22 protein-coding genes are annotated in these 22528 nt (G+C 54.1%); 14 read left to right on the top strand and 8 right to left on the bottom strand.

Annotated features, from left to right (window positions below; translation table 11 throughout):
- The first annotated feature begins 19 nt into the window (after positions 1–19).
- On the top strand, positions 20–1513 hold the full coding sequence (locus SFC07_RS06700; RefSeq protein WP_411207449.1) for an FGGY family carbohydrate kinase: 1494 nt from the start codon (positions 20–22) through the stop codon (positions 1511–1513).
- Here SFC07_RS06700 and SFC07_RS06705 read toward each other — a convergent pair.
- The gene (locus SFC07_RS06705) at positions 1506–2693 is read right to left on the bottom strand and encodes an MFS transporter (RefSeq protein ID WP_411207450.1); all 1188 of its coding nucleotides are present in this window, start codon (positions 2691–2693) and stop codon (positions 1506–1508) included. The two genes, SFC07_RS06700 and SFC07_RS06705, sit on opposite strands and share 8 nt — an antisense overlap.
- 446 nt (positions 2694–3139) lie before the next feature.
- Positions 3140–4108 (bottom strand): ABC transporter substrate-binding protein, encoded by a 969-nt coding sequence (locus tag SFC07_RS06710; RefSeq protein WP_411207451.1) that lies wholly within the window; start codon positions 4106–4108, stop codon positions 3140–3142.
- Positions 4109–4226: 118 nt separating this feature from the next.
- On the opposite strand from SFC07_RS06710, the gene SFC07_RS06715 reads away from it, so the two are divergent.
- Both SFC07_RS06715 and SFC07_RS06720 read left to right on the top strand, forming a co-directional pair.
- Complete coding sequence (locus SFC07_RS06715; protein ID WP_411207452.1) at positions 4227–5228, top strand: zinc-binding alcohol dehydrogenase family protein; 1002 nt, start codon at positions 4227–4229, stop codon at positions 5226–5228.
- A 4-nt stretch (positions 5229–5232) separates the two neighbouring features.
- The gene (locus SFC07_RS06720) at positions 5233–5715 is read left to right on the top strand and encodes a methylated-DNA--[protein]-cysteine S-methyltransferase (RefSeq protein ID WP_411207453.1); all 483 of its coding nucleotides are present in this window, start codon (positions 5233–5235) and stop codon (positions 5713–5715) included.
- 2 nt (positions 5716–5717) lie between these two features.
- Here SFC07_RS06720 and SFC07_RS06725 read toward each other — a convergent pair whose 3' ends face one another.
- Together SFC07_RS06725 and SFC07_RS06730 are read right to left on the bottom strand one after the other, a co-directional pair.
- A complete protein-coding gene (locus tag SFC07_RS06725; protein WP_411207454.1) occupies positions 5718–6299 on the bottom strand; it encodes a YdcF family protein in 582 nt (193 codons plus the stop codon).
- An 88-nt stretch (positions 6300–6387) separates the two neighbouring features.
- A complete protein-coding gene (locus tag SFC07_RS06730; RefSeq protein ID WP_411207455.1) occupies positions 6388–7197 on the bottom strand; it encodes an Fpg/Nei family DNA glycosylase in 810 nt (269 codons plus the stop codon).
- Positions 7198–7302: 105 nt separating this feature from the next.
- Here SFC07_RS06730 and SFC07_RS06735 point away from each other — a divergent pair, with 105 nt between their 5' ends.
- Positions 7303–8790: a DUF1846 domain-containing protein gene (locus tag SFC07_RS06735; RefSeq protein ID WP_411207456.1), complete on the top strand. Its 1488-nt coding sequence runs from the start codon at positions 7303–7305 to the stop codon at positions 8788–8790.
- Positions 8791–9069: 279 nt separating this feature from the next.
- On the opposite strand, the gene SFC07_RS06740 is transcribed toward SFC07_RS06735, so the two are convergent.
- Positions 9070–10161 (bottom strand): inositol-3-phosphate synthase, encoded by a 1092-nt coding sequence (locus tag SFC07_RS06740; protein WP_411207457.1) that lies wholly within the window; start codon positions 10159–10161, stop codon positions 9070–9072.
- Between the two features lie 297 nt (positions 10162–10458).
- Between SFC07_RS06740 and SFC07_RS06745 the strand changes: the two genes are divergently transcribed.
- Both SFC07_RS06745 and SFC07_RS06750 read left to right on the top strand, forming a co-directional pair.
- Positions 10459–11397 carry a rhodanese-related sulfurtransferase gene (locus SFC07_RS06745; RefSeq protein ID WP_411207458.1) on the top strand — a complete coding sequence of 313 codons (939 nt, stop codon included), beginning with the start codon at positions 10459–10461 and terminating at the stop codon, positions 11395–11397.
- A 165-nt stretch (positions 11398–11562) separates the two neighbouring features.
- Positions 11563–11916: an antibiotic biosynthesis monooxygenase family protein gene (locus SFC07_RS06750; protein WP_411207459.1), complete on the top strand. Its 354-nt coding sequence runs from the start codon at positions 11563–11565 to the stop codon at positions 11914–11916.
- A 55-nt stretch (positions 11917–11971) separates the two neighbouring features.
- On the opposite strand, the gene SFC07_RS06755 is transcribed toward SFC07_RS06750, so the two are convergent.
- The 3 genes from SFC07_RS06755 to SFC07_RS06765 all read right to left on the bottom strand — a co-directional run bounded on the left by SFC07_RS06755 (position 11972) and on the right by SFC07_RS06765 (position 13953).
- Positions 11972–12454, bottom strand: coding sequence for a hypothetical protein (locus SFC07_RS06755; RefSeq protein WP_411207460.1), 483 nt, complete (start codon positions 12452–12454; stop codon positions 11972–11974).
- Between the two features lie 68 nt (positions 12455–12522).
- The gene (locus tag SFC07_RS06760) at positions 12523–13464 is read right to left on the bottom strand and encodes a universal stress protein (RefSeq protein WP_411207461.1); all 942 of its coding nucleotides are present in this window, start codon (positions 13462–13464) and stop codon (positions 12523–12525) included.
- Between the two features lie 27 nt (positions 13465–13491).
- Complete coding sequence (locus tag SFC07_RS06765; RefSeq protein ID WP_411207463.1) at positions 13492–13953, bottom strand: MarR family winged helix-turn-helix transcriptional regulator; 462 nt, start codon at positions 13951–13953, stop codon at positions 13492–13494.
- 145 nt (positions 13954–14098) lie between these two features.
- On the opposite strand from SFC07_RS06765, the gene SFC07_RS06770 reads away from it, so the two are divergent.
- The 8 genes from SFC07_RS06770 to dnaB all read left to right on the top strand — a co-directional run bounded on the left by SFC07_RS06770 (position 14099) and on the right by dnaB (position 22493).
- Positions 14099–14461: a DUF5318 family protein gene (locus SFC07_RS06770; RefSeq protein ID WP_411207464.1), complete on the top strand. Its 363-nt coding sequence runs from the start codon at positions 14099–14101 to the stop codon at positions 14459–14461.
- Positions 14462–14552: 91 nt separating this feature from the next.
- Positions 14553–16739 (top strand): transglycosylase domain-containing protein, encoded by a 2187-nt coding sequence (locus SFC07_RS06775; protein ID WP_411207465.1) that lies wholly within the window; start codon positions 14553–14555, stop codon positions 16737–16739.
- A gap of 75 nt (positions 16740–16814) precedes the next feature.
- Positions 16815–18257, top strand: coding sequence for a glycosyltransferase family 87 protein (locus tag SFC07_RS06780; protein WP_411207466.1), 1443 nt, complete (start codon positions 16815–16817; stop codon positions 18255–18257).
- 10 nt (positions 18258–18267) lie between these two features.
- Positions 18268–18459 carry a hypothetical protein gene (locus SFC07_RS06785; RefSeq protein WP_411207467.1) on the top strand — a complete coding sequence of 64 codons (192 nt, stop codon included), beginning with the start codon at positions 18268–18270 and terminating at the stop codon, positions 18457–18459.
- A gap of 414 nt (positions 18460–18873) precedes the next feature.
- Positions 18874–19161 (top strand): 30S ribosomal protein S6, encoded by a 288-nt coding sequence (gene rpsF, locus SFC07_RS06790; protein WP_015652347.1) that lies wholly within the window; start codon positions 18874–18876, stop codon positions 19159–19161.
- 36 nt (positions 19162–19197) lie between these two features.
- Positions 19198–19857 carry a single-stranded DNA-binding protein gene (locus SFC07_RS06795; protein ID WP_411207468.1) on the top strand — a complete coding sequence of 220 codons (660 nt, stop codon included), beginning with the start codon at positions 19198–19200 and terminating at the stop codon, positions 19855–19857.
- 53 nt (positions 19858–19910) lie between these two features.
- Positions 19911–20363 carry a 50S ribosomal protein L9 gene (rplI, locus tag SFC07_RS06800; protein WP_015652345.1) on the top strand — a complete coding sequence of 151 codons (453 nt, stop codon included), beginning with the start codon at positions 19911–19913 and terminating at the stop codon, positions 20361–20363.
- A gap of 576 nt (positions 20364–20939) precedes the next feature.
- Positions 20940–22493, top strand: coding sequence for a replicative DNA helicase (gene dnaB, locus SFC07_RS06805; protein WP_411207469.1), 1554 nt, complete (start codon positions 20940–20942; stop codon positions 22491–22493).
- The last annotated feature ends 35 nt before the right edge of the window (positions 22494–22528 follow it).

Below are 22528 nucleotides of genomic sequence, written 5' to 3' on the forward strand. Positions count from 1 at the left end.
AGACCATTAAGGAAGATTCATGGGATCTATTCCAACTATGTCCATCGCTTTTGAAGAATCTCGCGCGCCTTATGTGCTGGCGATGGACATTGGTTCCACTGCTTCCCGCGGTGGCCTTTATGATGCTTCCGGCTGCCCCATTAAGTCTTCTAAGCAGCGCGTTTCCCATGCGTTTAACGCCGGCGAAGGAGTTTCCACCATCGACCCTGATCAGGTGGTTGCTGAAATCCGCACGGTCATGGCTGGCATTATTGAGCAGGCTGAAGAACACTGCGTGAAGGATAAAATTACCGGCATTGCTCTGGATTCTTTTGCATCTTCGCTCATTTTGGTTGATGCCGAAGGCAACGCGCTGACCCCGTGTTATACCTACGCCGACGCACAATCGGCACCCTTTGTGGAGCAGCTGCGCACGGAAATCGCCGAGGATGAATATCACGCTCGCACCGGCGTGCGCCTGCACACCTCCTATCATCCCGCGCGCCTGTTGTGGCTGAAAAATGCGCACCCTGAGCTCTTTGCTAAGGCCGCGCATGTGATGACCATTGGCGAATATGTCTATTTCAAAATCGCCGGAATTTTGGGTATGTCCACCTCCATCGCAGCGTGGAGCGGCATTCTTAACGCCCACACTGGCGAGTTGGACCTGCCAATTTTGGAACATATCGGCGTTGATCCAGCGCTCTTCTCTGGCATTTTTGATCCCGACCAGCCCGCCACCAACGCCAAGCTCGAGGAAGCAGAGTGGGCATTTTTGGAGCAGCTGCCCTGGTTCCACGCCATTCCCGACGGCTGGCCCTCCAACATCGGCCCAGGTGCCGTGGACTCCAAAACCGTAGCAGTTGCGGCTGCCACATCCGGCGCCATGCGCGTGATTTTGCCCGGCGTACCTGCACAAATCCCCTCTGGCCTGTGGTGCTACCGCGTTTCCCGCAACCAGTGCATCGTCGGCGGCGCCCTCAACGATGTCGGCCGCGCCGTGAGCTGGCTGGAAACCACCATCATCCAGCCCGAAAACCTCGGCGAGATCCTCGCTGGCCCACCCATGGACGGCGTACCATCCGTACTGCCCTTCTTCAGTGGCGAACGCTCCATCGGCTGGGCCAGCTCCGCCCGCGCCAGCATCACCAACCTGCAATCCAGCAGCGGCCCCGCCGAAATCTGGCGCGGCGTTTTTGAATCCCTCGCCCTTTCCTACCAGCGCGTTTGGCGTCACATGGAGCTCGCCGGCGCCACCCCAGAGCGCGTCATTGCCTCCGGTCGCGTGGCCACCGACCACCCCGAGTTCCTCACTATGCTTTGCGACGCCCTGACCACCCCGGTACTCCCGCTTGAGATGAAGCGGGCCACCCTGCGGGGCACCGCTTTGATCGCTTTGGAGGTTCTCGACGCAGGCGGGGATCGAGCCTTGCCACCCTTTGGTGCAGAAATCCAACCTCGCTATAGCGAACACTATGTGCAGGCCCGCGAGGTTTTTGACGGCCTCTATGAAAAGCTAGTAGAGCTTACTTAAGTAAAGGGCGCGCCCATAATGCGAGCACCAGGGTGGACGCGAGGGAAAGCGCTGCCATAATCCACAAGGTTCCGGCTAGCCAATTGGCGTCCACTACCAGTGCACCAATGGCTGCGCCCGCTGCGATTCCCACCTGGTAGGTCACCACATAAAGCGAGGACGCTGCGTCAGGATTGCTCTGACCAGCATGCAAGAAAATAGTGGTGCCAAGGGTCGGGAGCGCTCCATACGCTGCGCCACAAATTGCTGCTCCCACAAAGATCAATACCGCTGCCGGTGTGCCCTCACTGGCAAAAGCGAGTTGACCCAATGCCGCCGCGAAAATAAACAAGGTGGTGGTGTGCACACTTCCGCGCAACATTCGACGATCCACTGTGCGCGTTGCTACCGTAACCCCGATTAATCCCATGGCGCCAAAAACAAAGAGACCTGTGGAAACCAGATCTGGGCCAGCATTTTCGGCGAGGATGAGTCCCAAATAGGTATAGGCAGCAAAGACGCCTGTTACCGCCAGGAGCAGGAAAAACACTAGTGAGATAAGCCCCCACGGCAGCTGCTTCTTTGACTTTGTGGCGTGTGAGCTGGCCAGTGGTGGCAAGGACGGCACCGTTGGAATCAGCACCACAACGGCCGCGATGGCGAGAACTCCCAAAATCCACGAGGCATTACGCCATCCAACAAGCTCACCGATCCACGTTGCCAGTGGAGAACCAACAACCAGCGCCATTGTGGATCCGATGGAGACAATTCCCACCGCCTTGCCCGTATGACCTGGGGACATTCGAGCTGCCATTGGTCCCACTAGCGCCCAAAAGATGCCATGTGTCAACGCTGCCGTAATTCTGCCAACAGCGAGCATGGCGTAATTGACGGTGAGCGCCTGAATAACAATTCCTGCCAGCAAAAAGCCCAGCGTAATCAGGAAAACCGTACGCTTATTAAACCGCGACACCCACATCATCACCGGGATCGTAATAACTGCGACCACGCCAGCATATGCCGTCATCAGCAAACCAATGCGGGATTCCGTCACCCCAAGATCCTGCGCCATCGGTCGAATTAGTCCTACGGCGAACATTTCAAAGGTGACATAAACAAAAGCCGCAAAACTCATTGCAGTCAGCGGGATAATAGGAAACTTAGCTTCGGCAACTGAACTGGAGGTTTGTGTGGTGCTCATGGCATGTGGCCTTCCTGGTCCTGGGAAGAGGTCCGCTTTTTCTTCCGGCATGCTGCTTAATGTGCACCGGTTTTGATGAAACAGTATCGCGCCGGGGCGTTTTCTACCATTAAAGAGAACACCATAAGGGCGAAAGTCCAAGAATTTCCAACTTTCGCGCCATCTAAGGACAGGGGCGGGCAAAAGTGTGCCAGAACCTACAAGTTTGGGAGCGGGGGCTCCGAGTTTGTAGGTTCTGGCACAATATAGGGTCGATTTCTGTGCGAGGTTCTACAAAAATCCCCTCCACCCGACCGACTTTGTAGGTTCTCGCACAAAAGGTGAATATATTAACTTTGACCCCGAAAAATCAGGGGTGCTGTGTGGCTTTCTGAGGCTTCAACTTACCCCAATGCAGCCTAGAAGTCATTGGCAAATTTTCGAGGCCTTAAATCGGTGCGCAGATTCTAGAAGGTTTGCAATAGTTCCTCGATCACATCAAGGGCATGAAGTGCAGTGAGCGGACCGCCCTCGTGTGTTTGTTTATCTGAACGCACCACATGCTGATTCATCACTGCGGGCAATTGCTGATAAAGTTGATTTTCTTGGAGCTCTTGCCAAGTTTGGGGATCATTAACCAACATGACTAGGCCTGCAGCATCACTAAAACCAGAAAGTAGCTGCTCTGGGCTGTATTCTGTGCTTTCACCATTGATGGCATCCGCAAAAGCTTGGGATGGGGTTGCGCCTAGATCTTGAAGTACCGAGGACAGCAATCTATTGGGGCGAGTCTCAAAGGTGTCGCCGTTGAAGCTCAATGGGGCAAAAGTGTAATTTGCCAGCGTATCTGCGTATTCGCTAGAGATAGCTTGGACGCGGGAATCGTATTCTGCAATTAGTTCCTCGGCTCGAGCTTCTGTTCCGGTCGCTTGAGCAACAAGGTGAAGATCCTCCTGCCAGGTGCTGGTGTCTTGTTCGCCGATTGGAAGAACTGGTGCGATGGCTTCTAGCTGCTCTTCGATGGGTTCAATATCGCTGCGTCGAGAAATGATGAGATCGGGGTCTGCTGCGGCAATGGCTTCGAGGCTGATGTTATCGGCGGAAAATATCTCTTCTGCCCCAATGGCTTTGGCCTGCTCTAACTGCTCTTTTAGGGGAGAATCCAGCTCGAGCGATCCCGCTTCTTCATAAGGGTATCCAACAACCGGAAGATCCAAAGCTAAGGCAATATCTAGATCGCGGCGGCCTTCGAGGATAACAACGGAGTTGATCTCAGTGGGTACAGCTACCGGACCAAGGGCAGTTTGTACGGTGGTTCCAGCAGTCTCAGCCGTGGTGGAGGAATCGGAGGAGTCGGAAGATGCATCATTGGTGGTGCCACAGGCGCTGAGTAATAAGGCGGAACCAAGAATAGGAATAAGCAATCTCTTAAGCATGTTAAGTTAGCCTACACTAACCAAAATGTCTGTCGTCTTATTTCGTGCGTATATATTCTTTTGCCAAGGTGACATAAATTATCAGCAGGAACACCACTCTCGGGCTAACATCAGGGGCATGAGCGCCCCCACTTCAAAAATGCGTGCCGTAGCAATGTTTGATTCCCTCCCCTCCACGGAAGCTGAATTCCTTAAAGACGTGGAAGTGGAGCGGCCCACCCCAGGGCTGCGCGATCTGCTGGTGGAAATTGCTGCGGTGTCCATTAATCCAGTCGATTCTAAAACCCGGATGCGCGCTGGAAAGCAGGAGACGCCAAAGATTTTGGGATTTGATGCTGCCGGAACCGTTGTGGAAGTTGGCGCAGAGGTCACGCTATTCGCCCCTGGGGACAAGGTCTTTTATGCGGGTTCCAATCAGCGCCAAGGCAGTAATGCAGAGTTTCAGCTGGTGGATGAAAGAATCGTGGGGCATGCTCCACAAGGGTTGGCGGAAACTGAAGCAGCAGCCCTGCCTTTGGTGGCTCTCACAGCTTGGGAAGCACTCTTTGAACGCCTGCCCATCACGGAAGAATCCACAGGCACTTTGTTGGTTCTCGGCGGCGCAGGAGGAGTGACCTCGCTGATTATTCAGCTGGCCCGCAATCTCACCAATCTCAAGGTAGTGGCAACGGCCTCGCGTCCTGAATCCCAAGAATGGGTCAAGAAACTGGGCGCACATGAGGTGATTGATCATTCTCAAAACCTCAGTGAGCAAATTAAAGATGTGGATTTTGTGTTCAGCTCCTGGACCACTGGCCGGGAACTAGAGCTTGCGCAGCTAATGAAGCCACAATCACACCTCGTGCTTATCGACGATCCCGAGCAGCCAAATCTCGGGGCCTTTAAACAAAAGTCCATTGCCCTGCACTGGGAGTTCATGTTCACCCGCGCCATGTTCCAAACCCCCGATATGGCAGAACAAGGCAAGATCCTCAATAAGATCGCTGAATTGGTTGCTGCTGGAAAGCTTATAAGCCCTAAAAATCAGGTGCTTGAGGGACTAAACGCAGCGACGATTATGGAAGGCCACCGCTTGGTGGAACAAGGAAAAACAATAGGAAAGATTGTTGTGAGGACTTAAGATCATGCACCATCTTCGATTTGAATCACCCATTGGCGAACTTCTGCTGGTAGCAAGTGAAAAAGGCTTAACCTACCTGGCCTTTGCCGATGAAAACTACGCAGCCTGCACCGTAGACTCCATCCCAGGCGCCAATGCCATCCTGGAACAGGGAAAGGCAGAACTACAGGAATACTTTGCCGGAAAGCGCAAAGAATTTGCCACCCCGCTGGACTGGCCGAGCGAAGCGAACTTCAACTTCCGCGGCAAGGTACAGCACCATTTGCTCACCATTCCCTATGGCGAATCCCGCACCTATAAGGAGCTGGCAGCTGAGCTCAATAACGGCGGCGCAGTCAGGGCGGTAGGCACCGCGTGTGCCACCAACCCGCTCCCCATCTTCGCCCCCTGCCACCGGGTTTTGCGTAGCGACGGAACCCTAGGCGGATATCGCGGCGGCCTGGAAGCTAAGCAATGGCTTTTAGACCTGGAAAGTCACACCAAGTAGCACTAACAAGGTGAGGTAATCCAGAATTTTGCAAAGCCCCCGATCTCATGCAAGATCGCATCTTTAAGGTCGGCCCGATTAATCGGGTTCGGCACGCTATACACCGTGGAATCCCCACTAAAGCATTCATTAAACATCAAGCGAACGCGCTGAGTATGGGTGCGGCTAGTTACAACCAACACGCTCTGCCAACCATGTTCGGCAGCTAGCTCATTAAAAGTGCGAGCCTCACCGGAGGTAATTACGGGATAAGGATCCATGCAATATGAGGTCGCCCCAGAAGGCCGCTTAGCCCCAGCGCAGTGGGCATATCCCACCTTGTCTTTAGCACCAGCCGGATTAGAGACCACAAAGTTTGAGGAATAGCCTTCTTCTACTAATTGGGCACCCAGCTCATGGCGACCATCGCTGGAACCTGCGAGCACCAAAATTGCATCAACCTTATGTGGCTGCGCCTTTGTAGGATAGACAAAAAATGAGACCACCAAGACGCAAATAGCGCAAAGGATTGCTAGAACAGGAAAAACGCGGAGCACTAAAATACGGCTGATATTCATCGGTTTCCGGGCAATCGTCCGGCGCATACGCATATTTATCCCAAGCAATTTGTCCTAATAAGTACCTTCCGTACTATACCGACACAAACTGAAACTTTCCTGGCTGAAATGAAAGCTAGGCCTGGCAACTAGGACACCAAAAAAGATTGCGGCCTTCCATAACTTGTTCGCTAATCGGGGTGCCACACACCAGACAGGGCTGGCCGGTGCGTCGGTAGGTATAAACCTCTCCCCCGTGGTCATCCTTGCGCGGAGGTCTGCCCATGGCCTCTGGAGTGTGCTCGGGGCGCACGGTATCAATACGGCCAGCCACCACTCCTTCCTTCATTAAAAACACCAGGTCAGACCAGATGGCATCAAAATCCGAGGTACTAATGCGAGAACCGGGAGTAAAAGGAGAGATCCCTAAGCGGAAGAGGGTTTCGGCGCGGTAAATATTGCCCACGCCCGCAAAAAGTTTTTGGTCCATCAACAAAGAGCCAATACTGCGCTGGGAACGCTGTACCTTGAGCCGAATGGGCGTGGGATCGGCATCGTCTCTGATGGGATCGGCACCTAATTTTGCAATGGCAGCGTTGCGCTCGGCGTCGGTAATCAGGCGACACCACTGGGGTCCGCGGAGATTAGCAGCGATTTCACCATTGGAAAGGTGCAAACGGATTTGGCCTCGGGTCTCTGCAGGGGGTTCAAAATGCAAGGTACCGATTAGGCCCAAATGGATGTAGACAATATTTTCCGGATGCGGGCTCTCAAACTCCACAAAAAGATGTTTGCCAAAAGCTTCAACTCGTGAGAGAGGGGTTTCGTCGATAAGCGCTGCCTCGGTGCTAAATCGCCCTTGGGGCGATGAGGCGCGCAGAACGTCGGCGCCGAAATTGCGTTGCAGATCTTGAGCGAGTCGATGAATCACGTGTCCTTCGGGCATAATTCCTAACTTTAGCCAGCACAGCAGCGTATTCAGCAATGGGCGGAGGAGAGGGTAGAGTCCAAGGAGTTAAAAATCAGCTGAAGCAACTGGGGAGTTGACGCTATGCGCACCGGATTCGATCGCGACCTGTACATCAAGATGCAGTCAGAGCATATTAATGAAAGGCGCGAACAGATTGGCGGCAAGCTCTATCTGGAAATGGGAGGCAAGCTTTTCGACGACATGCATGCCTCCCGCGTGCTACCTGGCTTTACTCCCGACAATAAAATCGCCATGCTCAAAGAACTCAAAGATGAGCTGGAAATTTTGGTCGCCATTAACGCCAAAGACCTCGAGCGTAAGAAAACCCGCGCTGACCTCGACATTTCCTATGAAGAAGATGTCCTGCGCCTGATCGATGTCTTCCGCGAACTGGGATTCCTCGCCGAACATGTCGTGCTCACCCAATTGGAAGATGACAACTACCAGGCCCTCGCATTTAAGCAGCGCCTCGAGCGCCTCGGCATTAAAGTTGCTGTGCACCGCGTGATTCCGGGCTACCCCACCGATGCTCGCCGCATTGTTAGCGAGGAGGGCTTTGGCCTCAACGAATATGTGGAAACCAGCCGCAACCTGGTCGTTGTCACCGCGCCGGGCCCCGGTTCCGGAAAGCTCGCCACCTGCCTGAGCCAGATCTACGGCGATCACCAGCGCGGCATCAAGTCCGGTTACGCCAAGTTCGAAACCTTCCCCATTTGGAACCTGCCGCTGGAGCACCCCGTTAACCTCGCCTATGAGGCAGCCACCGCGGACCTTGACGACATCAACATTATCGACCCCTTCCACCTCGCCGCCTACGACAAAAAGGCCACCAGCTACAACCGCGACGTAGAGGTATTCCCGCTGCTCAAGGCCATGTTGGAGATGCTTTCCGGTTCCTCGCCCTACAACTCCCCCACCGACATGGGCGTCAACATGGTCGGCTACGCCATCACCGACGACGAAGTCTGTCGCGAAGCCGCCCGCCAAGAAATCGTGCGTCGCTACTTCAAGGCACTGGTCGACGAGCGCCGCGACGGCCTCGATGACACCATCTCCAGCCGCATCGCCATCGTCATGAGCAAAGCCGGCTGCACCGTCGACGACCGCCGCGTGGTTGCCAGCGCGCTGTCTGTCGAAGAGGCCACCGGCGCGCCGGGCTCAGCCATTGAGCTTCTCGACGGACGCCTGGTGACCGGTAAAACCTCTGAACTGCTCGGATGCTCCGCCGCGATGGTGCTTAATGCCCTCAAGGAACTCGCAGGAATCGATCGTTCCGTGGACTTGCTCTCCCCCGAATCCATTGAGCCGATCCAATCCCTCAAGACTCAGCACCTGGGCTCCCGCAATCCCCGTCTCCACACTGATGAAGTACTCATCGCGCTCTCAGTTTCTGCTGCGAACTCCGAAAATGCGCGCCTCGCTCTGCAGCAATTGAAGAATCTGCAGGGGTGCGACGTCCACACCACCACCATTTTGGGATCTGTGGATGAGGCAATCTTCCGCAACCTCGGAGTTTTGGTGACTTCCGAGCCCAAGTACCAGCGCAAGGCCCTCTACCGGAAGCGCTAATCGCCCGGAATGGGCCAAAGTGTGCCAGAACCTACAAGTTTGGGAGCGGGGGCTCCGAGTTTGTAGGTTCTGGCACAAAAATCGGCCCTATATTGTGCGAGGTTCTACAAAAATCCCCTCCACCCGACCGACTTTGTAGGTTCTGGCACAAAAGGTGAATATATTAACTTTGACCCTGAAAAATCAGGGGCGCTGTGAGACTTTCTGAGGCCTCAACTTACTCCAACCCAGCCTAGAAGTCATTAGGCAATTTTCGAGGTCTTAAATCGGCTCTCCTACTTAGTTGCCGATGATGAAGGCTTCAAGCTTTTCGCGGGCGATATCGTCAGGAAGTTGCTCTGGTGGGGACTTCATCAAGTAGGAGCTGGCAGGCAAGATGGGGCCGCCGATTCCGCGATCGAGGGCGATTTTGGCGGCGCGGACTGCGTCGATAATGATGCCGGCGGAGTTGGGGGAATCCCAGACCTCGAGTTTGTACTCCAAGTTCAGCGGAACGCCGCCGAAGGCAGTGCCCTCCAGGCGAACATAAGCCCATTTACGATCATCAAGCCACTGCACATGGTCAGATGGCCCGATGTGCACATTGCGATCCTCGATTTTCCCAGCTAGTGGGCCTTCGGAGAGATTGGAGGTGACCGCTTGGGTCTTGGAAATCTTCTTCGATTGCAGGCGATTGCGGTCCAGCATGTTTTTGAAGTCCATATTGCCGCCCACATTGAGCTGCATTGTGCGGTCTACCCGAACGCCGCGTTCTTCAAAAAGGCGAGCTAGGACGCGGTGGGTGATAGTGGCTCCCACCTGAGATTTGATGTCATCGCCGACAATGGGGAGACCAGCGTCGGTGAACTTCTGCGCCCATTCTGGATCCGAGGCGATAAAGACGGGAAGTGCATTAACAAAGGCGCAGCCTGCGTCGATAGCGGCTTGGGCATAAAATTTATCGGCCTCTTCGGAGCCAACGGGGAGATAAGAAACCAAAACATCTGCTTTTGCGTCGATAAGCGCTTGGACAACGTCAACTGGCGCGGCGTCGGACTCGTCGATCATGGCGCGGTAGTGATCGCCCAGGCCGTCAAGGGTGGGGCCGCGCAGGACGGTGACGCCGGTGGCGGGGACCTCGGCGATTTTGATGGTGCAGTTTTGGGAGGCTTCGGTCGCGTCGGCGAGGTCAACGCCCACTTTTTCGGCGTCAACGTCAAAAGCGGCCACAAATGCAATGTCGCCCACGTGGTAATCGCCGAATTTCACGTGCATGAGGCCCGGAACGGTGTCGGCTGGGTCGGTATCGCGGTAGTATTCCACGCCCTGAATCAGTGAAGTGGCGCAGTTACCCACGCCGGCAATGGCAACGCGGATGGTTTTTGCAGACATCTAAAACTCCTTAAAAGAAAATATGGTGGGAGCGCCACCCACCGAGTAGCGCCACCCACTGAGCTAGGCTACGGCTTCAAAAATGGGCTTTGAGGTGCGAAAAGTTCATGATCGATTAAGCGCGAGCGGTTGATCGATAAAGCTCCACCCCCAAAAGGGGCGCGGGGCGCTCCACAGGTGCACAGCGGGCTAGACCCAAAAGGGGCGCGGGAACAGCAAGTAACCCAAACAAGCGACCAAGCTGACTGCTTTATCCGGTGGTTTTTAGCTGGCACGCGTGGGCATTAGACTAAAACCGTGGCTACCGGAAAAATTCTTCTTTATTACGCATTCACCCCTTTGTCTGATCCGAAGGCGGTTCAGCTGTGGCAGCGTACGCTGTGCGAGTCACTCAACCTGCGCGGGCGCATCTTGGTTTCGGAGCACGGAATCAATGGCACCGTGGGTGGCGATATTGATGATTGCAAGGCTTATATCAAGCAGACCCGCGAATACCCTGGTTTTAACCGCATGCAGTTTAAGTGGTCCGAGGGCAGCGCGGAGGATTTCCCCAAGCTCAGCGTGAAGGTGCGCAAGGAAATTGTGGCCTTTGGTGCGCCTGATGAGGTCAAGGTTGATGAAAACGGCATCGTCGGCGGTGGCGTGCACCTAAAGCCCCAGCAAGTAAATGAGCTGGTCGAAAAGCGTGGCGATGAAGTTGTGTTCTTTGATGGACGCAATGCCATGGAAGCGCAGATCGGCAAGTTCAAAGATGCCGTGGTTCCAGATGTGGAGACCACCCATGATTTCATCGCGGAGCTGGAATCCGGCAAATACGATGACCTCAAGGACAAGCCAGTGGTCACCTATTGCACCGGCGGCATTCGTTGTGAGATCCTCAGCTCGCTCATGATTAACCGCGGCTTCAAAGAGGTCTATCAGCTCGACGGCGGCATCGTCCGCTATGGCGAGCAATTTGGCAATCAAGGGCTTTGGGAAGGTTCCCTCTACGTCTTTGATAAGCGCATGCACATGGAGTTCGGCGAGGATTATAAGCGCCTTGGCCACTGCATTCACTGCGATACCCCGACCAACAAGTTCGAGCATTGCATCAATGAAGATGATTGCCGCGAGCTCGTCCTCATGTGCCCCGACTGCTTCGAAAACGTTGAGACCCGCCACTGCAAGCGCGAGCGTTGCGCCGAGATCGCCGCTGATTATGCAGCTCGCGGCATCGATCCGCTAGTAACCAGCTAACTCTTTTTAGCGCTTGTCGACGCGCCCCTGCTGGGTGCCACTCCTCCCCCGTGGCGGCATGGTGCTGGTATGGCGCTGCGTGGCCCGCACCTTTAAAGCTCCTGAGGTAATTGTCACAGGAGGTTTTCAGTTTTCTTTATTCCCGAGCCGGTACGGTGGCAAAGCATGAGCATCGTAAAAATTAACGCAATTTCCGTTCCCGAAGGCGCCGGCCCTGAGTTGGAGAAGCGCTTCGCAGCTCGCCAGCACTCTGTAGATTCAGCACCAGGTTTCGAAGGTTTCCAATTGCTACGTCCTGTCGCCGGCGAAGAGCGCTACTTTGTGATCACTCAGTGGGCTGATGAAGATAGCTATAACGCGTGGCGTGATGCAGAAAAGGCGCAAGGCGGCCACGGACACGGAGCTCACGACGGGCATGGTGCGCACGGCGGCGAGAAGAAGCCAGTTGCCACCGGCGCTTCCCTGCTTGAATTCGAGGTAGTGCTGGGTTCCACCGGCGCGGCCGGTGCCGCCGAATAACCCCCAAAAAGCTAAAAATACCCTTTAAGCAGCGGAAATGCTTAAAGGGTGTTTTTTAATGGCCCAAAATTGAAAGCGTGAGCACAGATGTTGCCCACAGCATGCTGAAGGGAATGAGTACCCACAGCACGCCCATCCACGCACGCCAGCGCAGGTATTTGCGGTATTTGTCATATAAAATCCAAGCCGCCCCGAGCATGCCACCAAAGGCAATGGCGCTGGTGGAAATCGGCCACCAGAGCTCCGCTGCACGCGAACAAATCCACGTCGCATCTCCCGCATCGCAAATCGGACCACCTTGCAAACGCGACACCCAGGCCAAAAGATAGGCAGCCACAAATGTCACCAGCGGAACCGCAAATCCATAAATGATGGCTTGCTTCGAGGACTGCTGATTCTTCCGGTGTAATTCCGCCGGATCAGGCAAATCCGCCAGGCTTTCCGCATCGGCAACTACCGGGAGCGGACGGTTTGAATAATCAGCTTCGTCACTGAGGTCATTTTCCGGGTGTTCCGGGTTGAGCGGTTGCTTGGCCATGGAATCTCCTTTAACGCTTTTCGACGCGCCCCTGCAGGCGCTGCTACCTCGGGGCGTGCGCCAGCAGGCTAGGCGCCGGGGTAAATAATGGTGGGAACTGGGGCGTTGCGAATAATCTCCATGGTTTCCGAGCCCACAAAAACTCGGGAAAAAGCGTCTGTGCGGTGGGAACCAAGGCACAGAAGGTCGCCCTTTTTCCACTTCAAAGCTTCGATGGCACCATTCCAGCCCCACCCCGAACCGATTTCACTACTGACACTAAGGCCGGGGTGAGTCCTCAGGACTTCGTCACGGGCACGATCAAGTAATGCCAGGGTGAGTTCGCGCCACTCCGTCGAGAGTTCGGTGGTCAGATCTAATTTGTCCGACATCGGGGAATCAGTGATACCAGTGGGTGAAAATGACAAAATACGCAGGGGAACCTGCCAGCTATTGGCAAGCTCTGCTGCGTAACTTAGGCCTTGGAGAATATCATCATTTTCGCTAATGAAAGCATAATTAACGCGGGTGACACCCTTTTTGGAAAGCTTTACTCCACGTGGCACGAGGCCTAGCGGAACTGGTGAGGAATGCAAGAGCGCATCCGCGGTGGAGCTAGCGATGAAGCGACCTTTAGGTGCGGTTGCATCGGAGCCCAGCAAAATCAGATCAGCCTGAAAGTCCTTGGCTGCATGAGTCAGCAGTGAGGATTCCGAAGGCCCATCGACAAAAACCGACACCGTCTCATCCCACTGGGACTTGCTGACACCGGCATCTTTAAGACATTTGACGATCTGATCCCGATAAAAAGAATCCAGATTCTTAAACCATTTATGATACTTTCCGCCCAATTTACTAATTGAGGAGGAAGGCCACGGCCTGATGAAAGTGGTGATGCCACGAACATTAATTTCAGAGGTTCGGGCCAACCACGCGGCAAACTCAAAAACGGAGTCATTGGGATTACTTGAGGTGCCCCCCGGTGTTTCTTCGGGGCGGCAAGATACAAGTACGCGGAGAGGTTCGTTCATCAATTTCCGGAGTCTGGGTAGGGGAACTTAGGAATCGCTTTTAGGCTCTTTCCAGTTACCGTACACCTCAGCCAATTCGGTGATGATATCAACCAGATCTTCGGCGCGCTCGAGCTGCTCGGGAGAGAGCATTTCCAGCAGCTGCGCCATCTCCTGATCGCGTTCCTTATTAACACGGTCCAGTTCTGCACGACCATGCTCAGTGAGCTGTACCTGTACTCCACGGCGGTCCTTGGTATCGCGGATGCGCTCCACCAGATCCAATTGCTCAAGCTGGTGCAAGGCATTGGAAGCGGTAGGCATGCGGATATCCTCAAGTTCAGCGATGCGGCTGATTCGGGAGGGGCCGTTTTCTGCAAGACGACTCAAAATGGTGAGCTGTGGACCAGAAAGGTCGGAGTTTGCAGAGCGGCGAAGATAGAGAACATAGAGCTTGGTAAGTGCGGGGCGAACGCGGGCTGCAAGATCCTCGGTTTTTGCGTCAGTCATGGATGCAAGTCTAACCCGATTATTTGGTAATTTCTGTTCCTGAAGCTATCTACTGGAATTTAGAATATTTTCACAGGAAAAATACAATTTACAAGAATATTTTCGCCTTAAAGAACGCGCGTCTGCGGGGGCTACACTAGTACCCGTGGTGCAATATCTAAATGAGATCAGTCACCAGCTCGCCCGAAGGCAGACAATCCGTCAATTTCGTGCCGGGCTGGTGTCCCGGGCATCAATTTGTGATGCAGATTTCCTACTAGTAACAGCAGGTCGATATCACGGGCAACCGGCCGCTTATCCTTGTCCGATCTGTGAGAGCGATCAGCTACGCATAGTTTTATGGGTTTATGGAGAGGAAATTGGCAAAGCAGCCGGATCGGCCAGAAGCGAAGAAGAAATCGCATTGTTGGTAGCTAAAGCTCCGCAATGCACGGTTCATACAGTGGAAGTATGCCCTGCTTGTAAATGGAATCACCTCCTCAAAGCGGAAACTGCTATGGCCAGCTAATTCCCAGATTCAGGCGAATTACTATAAGCACAGTATTCTCTACAGCAAACACCTCAGATAAGAACCAAATCTGATTGAACGGACACACCAGTTGACGAATAGTAATAATTCCTCTGCTCCCAAAAGCGGCGGTAAACGAAGAGCCCAACGCTCCAAGAAGGGCGTGACCAAGCGCAACGTCTTTCTCGGCGCTATCGCTGCGGTCATTCTTATTCCTGCCCTAGTCTTTATGAGCGCCTACATCATCGTGGATGTACCTGAACCTGAGGAACTGGTTTCCCCACAGGTCTCGCAGATCTACGCCTCCGATGGCACTACCGAGCTTGCTCGTGTGGTTCCACCAGAGGGCAACCGCCAAATGGTTTCCATTGACCAAGTGCCAGAAGTGGTACGCAATGCCGTGCTGGCCGCTGAGGACCGTGAGTTCTACTCCAACCCTGGTTTCTCTATCACCGGTTATGCTCGTGCAGCGCTCGGCGTTATTACTGGCAACCCTTCTGCAGGTGGTGGCTCCACCATTACCCAGCAGTATGTGAAGAAGGCCGTGGTTGGTGATGAACGCTCCCTAATCCGTAAGGCTAAGGAGTTGGTTTATTCTGCCAAGATGGCCAATGAATGGTCTAAGGATGAAGTCCTCGAGGCTTATCTCAATACTGTTTACTTCGGCCGCAATGCCTATGGCGTGCAGGCAGCCGCTCATGCCTTCTTTGATAAGTCGGTTGATCAGCTCACCGCAGCTGAGGGCGCCGTACTGGCAGCGAGCATTCAGCGCCCCAGTGAGCTCGATCCATGGACCAACCCAGAGGAAGCAGAAACTCGCTGGAGCTACGTTATGGATGGCATGGCAGAAATTGGTGCCATCACTCCAGAAGAGCGCGCTCAGGCAACCTATCCACAGACCACTGATCCAGCCAATAACCGCGCTTATACCGAAGCCACCGGCACCAATGGTTTGATCAAGAACAATGTCATGGCAGAACTCAGCGAGCTCGGCATCACCGAAGAAGATGTGGAAACTCGTGGCCTGCAGATCACCACAACCATTGACGCCAAGGCTCAGCAGGGTGCTGTTGATTCAGTTCGCGCAGAGCTAGCAAACCTCACCGAGAACAACCGCGCAGCGGTCGTTTCTATTGATCCCACTAATGGCGCAGTGCGCGCTTATTATGGCGGCGAAGATGCAGCGGGCTGGGATTACGCCAATGCGCCTTTGCAGACCGGCTCTACATTTAAGATCTTTGGCCTCGCAGCGGCACTGCAGCAGGGTATCCCTACCTCGCAGATCTATAGCTCCGAGCCAGTGACCTCCGGTGATATCACCATCACCAATGCCAGCGACGGCACCTGTGGCGCTTGTTCCATTAAAGAAGCCCTACGCAAGTCCTACAACACCAGCTTCATTCGCTTGCAGCAGGATTTGGAAAATGGTCCCCAGGACACCGCTGATATGGCACACGCACTTGGCATCGCTGAGTCCCTGCCTAGCATCCCACAGACCCTGACCGAGAATGGTGAAACTCCTTATGAGGGCATCATCTTGGGCCAGTACGAGTCCCGCCCACTGGATATGGCTTCTGCTATGGCAACCATCGCCAATGAGGGTGTTTGGCATTCACCACACTTTGTCTCCAAGGTGGAAACCCGCAGCGGCGAAGTGCTGTATGAGTTTGAGGATGGCGAAGGCGAACGTCGTGTCTCTGAGAAAGTCGCTCTCAACCTCATCGATGCCATGGCTCCAATCGCAGCGAGCGCTAATGGCAATGGTCTAGCCGATGGCCAGGTGTCTGCCGCTAAGACCGGTACCACCCAGCTTGGTGATACCGGAAATAACAAAGATGCCTGGATGGTTGGTGCTTCCCCACAGCTGGCAACTGCAGTGTGGGTCGGTACCGCCGATAACTCCGCGCTCTATAACGAGTGGGGTGGCTTGATGTACGGCTCAAACTCCCCTGCTTCCATTTGGAAGGCAACCATGGATAACGCCCTGGAAACCGCGCCTTTGAAATCCTGGCCAGCAGCCCCAGCACTGGGTTATGGAAATCCGCCAGCAGCTGATTATGTATGGTCTCCAACTCCTTATACCGGTGGCACCTCAGGGGACACCGGCTACGTGGAGGAGGCCACTCCAAGTGCAGAGGCTCCAGCTCCTGCCGTCGAGCAGCCAGCAACTCCTGCAGCTCCCGCCGCAACCGCTGAACAGCCAGCAACAACCGGAGGTGGAGCCGTGGAGATTCTCCCCGGGATCACTATTCCGGGCGAGTTAATCGGAGCAGGCTAAACTATCTTCTGAGCTGTCCTCGAAGAGGGCTCGCGAAGTTGAAAAACGGACCGCCGATTGTAATGAGGAAGCCACATGCCACAGCAAGAACAGGTTAAAAATCGAGTCTCCCCCGGAGCTACCGAACCTGTGGCACGGGACTTCATCAACGCAATCGGCGGTCCTCTTGGTCGTTTTGCGCGGGTTGGAACCCAACAATTCTGGACCCCCCTGCGCGTTTTGATCTTCACTTCTTTGCTATTCCTGGCCGGCGGATTCCTCACCAAGGCCAATTGCATCCAAGGCGCACGCGGTTCGGACGGCGTGGTCTCGCTCAATTGGTCAGGAAACCGGCAATACACCTCGGCCTGTTATAACGACATCGTGCCCCTTTATGGTGGCCGCGGACTAGATGTGCCAGGCTTCCCCTATGCCTATTCCTGGCAGGAGGGTGACCTCACCAGGTACATGGAATACCCCGTACTGGGCGGTATTTTCCAATGGATCTGCGCCATTATCACCCGCTTTTTATACCCGGTTTTTGATGTCCTCCCCTTCCACACCCTCCCCGAAGCCGGTCTGTATTTCATTGTCACCGCGCTGGCCATGAGCTGCTTCTGGGTGCTTATTATCCGCATGGTTGCAGAACTCACCGGCAACCGCGTGTGGGATACGGTCCTCGTAGCTGCCTCTCCCCTCGTTGCAGTCCACGCCTTCACCAACTGGGATATCCCTTCCATCGCTGCCGTTATTGGTGCCATGTTGGCGGTTAAGCGCGGCCACTTTATGTGGGCAGGCGTGCTCATTGGGTTCGGAACTGCGTTTAAGTTGTGGCCGCTGTATCTACTCGGCGCCTATTTGGTGCTGGCGGTACGCACTGGAAAATTCCCTGATTTCCTGAAAATGCTCGGCACCGCGATCTTGAGCTGGGTGGTAGTAAACGCACCTATTATGCTCATCTACCCCGCCGCCTGGAATGAATTCCTGCGCCTTAACCGCGAGCGCGGGGCGGAATGGACCACCATTTATCAGGTCATTGATCGCAATATTCCGCTTTCTTTTAATGACCCTGAGGTTCTCAACGTCATTAGCTTTATGCTTTTTGGCCTCTCCTGTGTGGCCATCGCGATCTTTGGCTGGCGAGTGCAGCGACAGCCTCGAGTGGCGGAATTAGTCTTCCTGATTGTTGCTGCCTTCCTGCTTTTTAATAAGGTGTGGAGCCCGCAGTATTCCCTCTGGCTGGTTCCTCTAGCGGTTTTGGCGCTGCCAAAGTGGAACTTGCTGCTGCCGTGGATGCTGGTCGATGCCATGGTGTGGCCGATTTTGATGTGGCATATGCTGGGAGCAGAAAACATGGGAATTCCTCATGAAATCCTCGACATTGTGGTGTTGGCGCGAGATGGATTTATCGTGGCCATGGTGGTGCTGGTGATTCGTCAAATGCTTGGCAAAATCGCCGATCCAGTTTTGGATGCACATGCAGGTCTTGATCCTCTGCTGCCAACCCCGCAGCGCGCAGCCGGCGTCGAAAAGCATTAAAAGGACAACAGTGAGCACAACAGTTTTGCTGGTCACCATGGCCAGCGTGTTTTTGGGTTTTCTCTTTTTTGGAGGCTCATTCGCGAGTTTTATGTATAAAAAATCCAATGTGCAGATTTGGTCGCTTTTTTGCATTGCGATTGTGCTCATCACGATCATTCCGGTGATCATCGCCGTTTTTTGGGCATCAAACCCCGCCTAAAAACGCTTTTCGACGAAAAGACGCGCCCTTTTCTGCACCCCGGGAACTATGTTGTCGCCGCGTCCGTTAATGAAATTAGGACGTCCATCACAGTGACCATGGTGAAAGGGTTGATGCCTGGTGAAAAAGGCGAAGAGCTCTAAGTCAATTGCAGGGATTCTCGCGGTCTCTGCACTTACCCTCGCAAGTATGTCTACAACTGGGGTACGCGCTGAGGAACCGCACCTATCAGGCTCCTCGAAAACACCGCCAAGTATTCATGTTGGGGCCTCGCTCAAAAAATCCTAAATTGGGAATCGACATTTCCGCGCGTCTGGTGTACCTTTAAAAGGTTGCTGACGCAACGACCCTCCTGCTACGTCAACAATGGCGTGGCCGAAAACAATTACTAGACCATAGGAGGTGATGAGGTCCGTGCGTCAATACGAACTCATGATCATTCTCGATCCTTCTCAGGATGAGCGCACTGTTGCCCCGTCCCTGGATAAATTCCTCGAGGTTGTCCGCAAGGACAAGGGTGACGTTGTGAAGGTTGATGTCTGGGGCAAGCGCCGTTTGGCTTACCCAATCAACAAGAAGGAAGAGGGCGTTTACGCCGTCGTCGATCTCAAGTGCGAGTCTGCAACCGTGCTCGAGCTCGATCGTGTCCTGAACCTGAACGATGGTGTCCTACGCACCAAGGTTCTACGACTCGACAAGTAAAGAACTTTTCAGCTCTAGAGAGGTAGTTGAAGGAATATGGCAATCGGAGATACTAACATAACCGTTGTCGGCAACATCGTTGCTGACCCGGAACTGCGTTTCACCCCCTCGGGTGCCGCAGTGGCTAACTTCCGCATTGCTTCAACTCCCCGCACGTTCAACCGTCAAACCAATCAGTGGGAAGATGGCGAAGCCCTTTTCCTCACCGTGAACGTTTGGCGTCAGGCAGCAGAAAACGTCGCAGAATCCCTTTCTAAGGGTATGCGCGTTATCGTCACCGGTCGCCTCAAGCAGCGCTCCTATGAAACCCGCGAGGGTGAGAAGCGCAGTGTCTTCGAGGTCGAAGCTGATGAAGTCGGCCCATCCTTGTCCTTTGCAAAAGCAGAGGTCACGCGCACTCCGCGTGGTGGTGGAAACGGCGGAAACTTCGGTGGCGGTTCCAATAACCAAGGTGGCGGCTTCGGCGGCAACCAAGGTGGATTCGGCGGCCAGAATGCTGGTGGCGGCTTCGGCGGCAACCAGCAGCGGAACCAGGGTGATTTCGGTGGAAACCAGAATCAATCCCAGGGCAACAACTTCAACCAAGGTGGATTTGGCGGAGGCAGCCCACAGGCTGCACCAGATAATGATCCTTGGAATTCTGCACCACCAGCCGGCAGCGGCTTCAGCGGTGCAGATGATGAGCCTCCGTTCTAAACTTTCTTTCTTAAAAATTCACATACACTCATAAACCACGAAAGGCAGGGATCATGAAGCTGATCCTCACCGCCGCCGTAGAAAACCTTGGTGTCGCTGGCGACATCGTAGAGGTTAAAGACGGCTACGGACGTAACCTGCTACTCCCCCGTGGCCTGGCCATCGTAGCCACCCCGGGTGCAGAGAAGCAGATCGAGGGCATCAAGCGTGCCCAAGAGGCTCGCGCAATCCGCGACCTCGACCATGCTCGCGAAGTAAAGGCTCAGCTCGAAGCACTTGAGGGTGTTTCTGTTGCAGTCCGCACCTCTGAGAGCGGAAAGCTATTCGGCTCCGTTAAGACTGACGACATCGTCGCTGCAGTCAAGGCAGCTGGCGGCCCGAACCTGGATAAGCGTGCCATTGTTCTCCCGAAGAACCTGGTTAAGACCACCGGTAAGTACCAGGTAGAAGCAAAAATCACCGAGGGCATCGTCTCCCGCGTGAAGTTTGAGGTCGTCGCAGCGTAACGACAACACGCGCGCGACGGCGGTGACTTAGAACAATTTCTAAGCCACCCAACGACAACAGCATTCTTCAACCCCACTCCAAACAGCAGGAGTGGGGTTGAAGTATTTCTGGGCTAAGTTTTGAGTTTTAACTCCTTATCCCCCGCCTGTGGATAACTGCCCTCCATTGTGGATAGTTAACCTAGAGTTTGCTCATCACAAAAGGCCTGCACAGCGGTGGTAGACCAAATTCTTACACCATAAAAGCCCTGGTGAGAAGAGTTATCCACCGAGTTGTCAAAACTATCCACAACCCAAATCGCCGTCCTGACCTCGATATATGCATAGTTTGTGAAGTTATCGGGGAGAGTTATCCACAAGTTATCCACAGGTATTGGGGGCAATTGTGGGCAAAGTGGGAAAACTGGGGATAATTATGATGAAAACAACTGTTGTTAACCAAAGAAACTGTGGATAGTTTTCTCAAATTCGGGTAGCTGTGGCGGAAATCATCAAAGGGTTTTCCCCTTCCTGCGGGTTTATCTTTACTAGCTGCGAGCTACTAGAGTGAGTGTTAATTGATGATTGGGGATGTAAATGTCTGCTGATACGCCAGCCGCAAGTTTTGATGATGCCTTTGTTCCCCCACCAGAGCCGGGGGATTCTTTTTCGGATGAAGCCCATGATTCCTCTTTGCCTACTCCTGCCTTCGAGAATTTTTCGCTTCCGCAGGGAAATTCTGGCCCTGAATTTGGCGCTAAAAAGTTTGATTCCGGATCCGGATCCCGCAAGGGAAAGGGCCGTGGCGATGGAGCCCGCGAATATCGTGATTTCCGCTCCCCTCCCTATGACAATGACGCCGAAATGGGTGTTTTGGGAGCGATGCTGCTGAGCCCCAATACTGTCATTGACATTTTGGATGTGCTCACCCCAGATGACTTTTATAAGCCTGCTCACCAGCTAATTTTCCAGGCGATCATTGATCTTTTTAGCGATAACAAAGATATTGACCCGCTGATTGTCTCTGGTCGTCTAGACCGAACCAATGACCTTGAGCGTGTGGGTGGCGGTGCTTACCTCTACACCCTCATCCAGTCTGTTCCCACGGCCGCCAATGCTCGCTACTACGCCGAGATCGTCTCTGAGAAGGCAGTCCTGCGTCGTTTGGTTGATGCTGGCACCCGTGTGGTGCAGCTGGGCTATGAAGGTGATGAGGGCGCTGATATTGATGCTGTCATCGACCGCGCCCAACAAGAAGTTTTTGCCGTCTCCCAAAAGAATCAAAGTGAGGACTACGCCGTCCTTGCTGATATTTTGGGCGACACCATGGAGGAGCTGGAGCAGCTCAGTACCGATGGTGGTTTGGCAACTGGTATTCCAACCGGGTTTAAAGACCTAGATGACCTCACCAATGGTCTGCGTGGCGGTCAGATGATCATCGTGGCAGCTCGACCTGGTGTTGGTAAGTCCACAATTGCCTTGGACTTCATGCGTTCGGCCTCCATTAAGCACAATATGGCCTCAGTGATCTTCTCCTTGGAAATGTCCAAGTCGGAAATTGTTATGCGTTTGCTCTCTGCAGAGACCGAAATCCGCCTTTCCGATATGCGCGGCGGCAAGATGGATGAAGCTGCGTGGGAAAAGATGGTGCAAAAGCTCGATAAGGTGGCCAAAGCACCGCTATTTATTGATGATTCCGCCAACTTGACCATGATGGAAATCCGCTCCAAGGCCCGCAAGCTGAAGCAAAAGCACGATCTGAAAATGATTGTGGTGGACTACCTCCAGCTGATGAGCTCCGGTAAGCGCGTGGAATCACGCCAGCAGGAAGTCTCGGAGTTCTCCCGTCAGCTCAAACTGCTGGCTAAAGAACTAGATGTGCCTTTGATTGCGATCTCGCAGCTAAACCGTGGTCCAGAATCTCGTACCGATAAGCGCCCGCAGCTGGCTGACCTCCGTGAATCTGGTTCCTTGGAGCAGGATGCCGATATCGTTATGCTGCTTTATCGTCCAGACTCTCAGGACAAGGATGATGAGCGTGCCGGCGAGGCCGATATCATCTTGGCAAAGCACCGTGGTGGCCCCATTGACACCGTGCAGGTGGCGCACCAGCTGCACTATTCCCGATTTGTGGATATGGCCCGCGGCTAGTTAAGCCCGGATAAACCCTGGCTAAACCCGGCTAG

Origin of the sequence: Corynebacterium callunae (assembly GCF_046592015.1) — a bacterium.
GTDB lineage: Bacteria > Actinomycetota > Actinomycetes > Mycobacteriales > Mycobacteriaceae > Corynebacterium > Corynebacterium callunae_A.

Coding starts and splice junctions, on each gene's coding strand:
- SFC07_RS06720 (WP_411207453.1), top strand. CDS start 5,233: ATGCACCATCTTCGATTTGAATCACCCATTGGCGAACTTCTGCTGGTA.
- SFC07_RS06730 (WP_411207455.1), bottom strand. CDS start 7,197: ATGCCCGAAGGACACGTGATTCATCGACTCGCTCAAGATCTGCAACGC.
- rplI (WP_015652345.1), top strand. CDS start 19,911: ATGAAGCTGATCCTCACCGCCGCCGTAGAAAACCTTGGTGTCGCTGGC.
- SFC07_RS06795 (WP_411207468.1), top strand. CDS start 19,198: ATGGCAATCGGAGATACTAACATAACCGTTGTCGGCAACATCGTTGCT.
- SFC07_RS06725 (WP_411207454.1), bottom strand. CDS start 6,299: ATGCGCCGGACGATTGCCCGGAAACCGATGAATATCAGCCGTATTTTA.
- SFC07_RS06705 (WP_411207450.1), bottom strand. CDS start 2,693: ATGAGCACCACACAAACCTCCAGTTCAGTTGCCGAAGCTAAGTTTCCT.
- SFC07_RS06710 (WP_411207451.1), bottom strand. CDS start 4,108: ATGCTTAAGAGATTGCTTATTCCTATTCTTGGTTCCGCCTTATTACTC.
- SFC07_RS06715 (WP_411207452.1), top strand. CDS start 4,227: ATGAGCGCCCCCACTTCAAAAATGCGTGCCGTAGCAATGTTTGATTCC.
- SFC07_RS06700 (WP_411207449.1), top strand. CDS start 20: ATGGGATCTATTCCAACTATGTCCATCGCTTTTGAAGAATCTCGCGCG.
- SFC07_RS06755 (WP_411207460.1), bottom strand. CDS start 12,454: ATGGCCAAGCAACCGCTCAACCCGGAACACCCGGAAAATGACCTCAGT.
- SFC07_RS06765 (WP_411207463.1), bottom strand. CDS start 13,953: ATGACTGACGCAAAAACCGAGGATCTTGCAGCCCGCGTTCGCCCCGCA.
- SFC07_RS06735 (WP_411207456.1), top strand. CDS start 7,303: ATGCGCACCGGATTCGATCGCGACCTGTACATCAAGATGCAGTCAGAG.
- dnaB (WP_411207469.1), top strand. CDS start 20,940: ATGTCTGCTGATACGCCAGCCGCAAGTTTTGATGATGCCTTTGTTCCC.
- SFC07_RS06740 (WP_411207457.1), bottom strand. CDS start 10,161: ATGTCTGCAAAAACCATCCGCGTTGCCATTGCCGGCGTGGGTAACTGC.
- SFC07_RS06750 (WP_411207459.1), top strand. CDS start 11,563: ATGAGCATCGTAAAAATTAACGCAATTTCCGTTCCCGAAGGCGCCGGC.
- SFC07_RS06780 (WP_411207466.1), top strand. CDS start 16,815: ATGCCACAGCAAGAACAGGTTAAAAATCGAGTCTCCCCCGGAGCTACC.
- SFC07_RS06760 (WP_411207461.1), bottom strand. CDS start 13,464: ATGAACGAACCTCTCCGCGTACTTGTATCTTGCCGCCCCGAAGAAACA.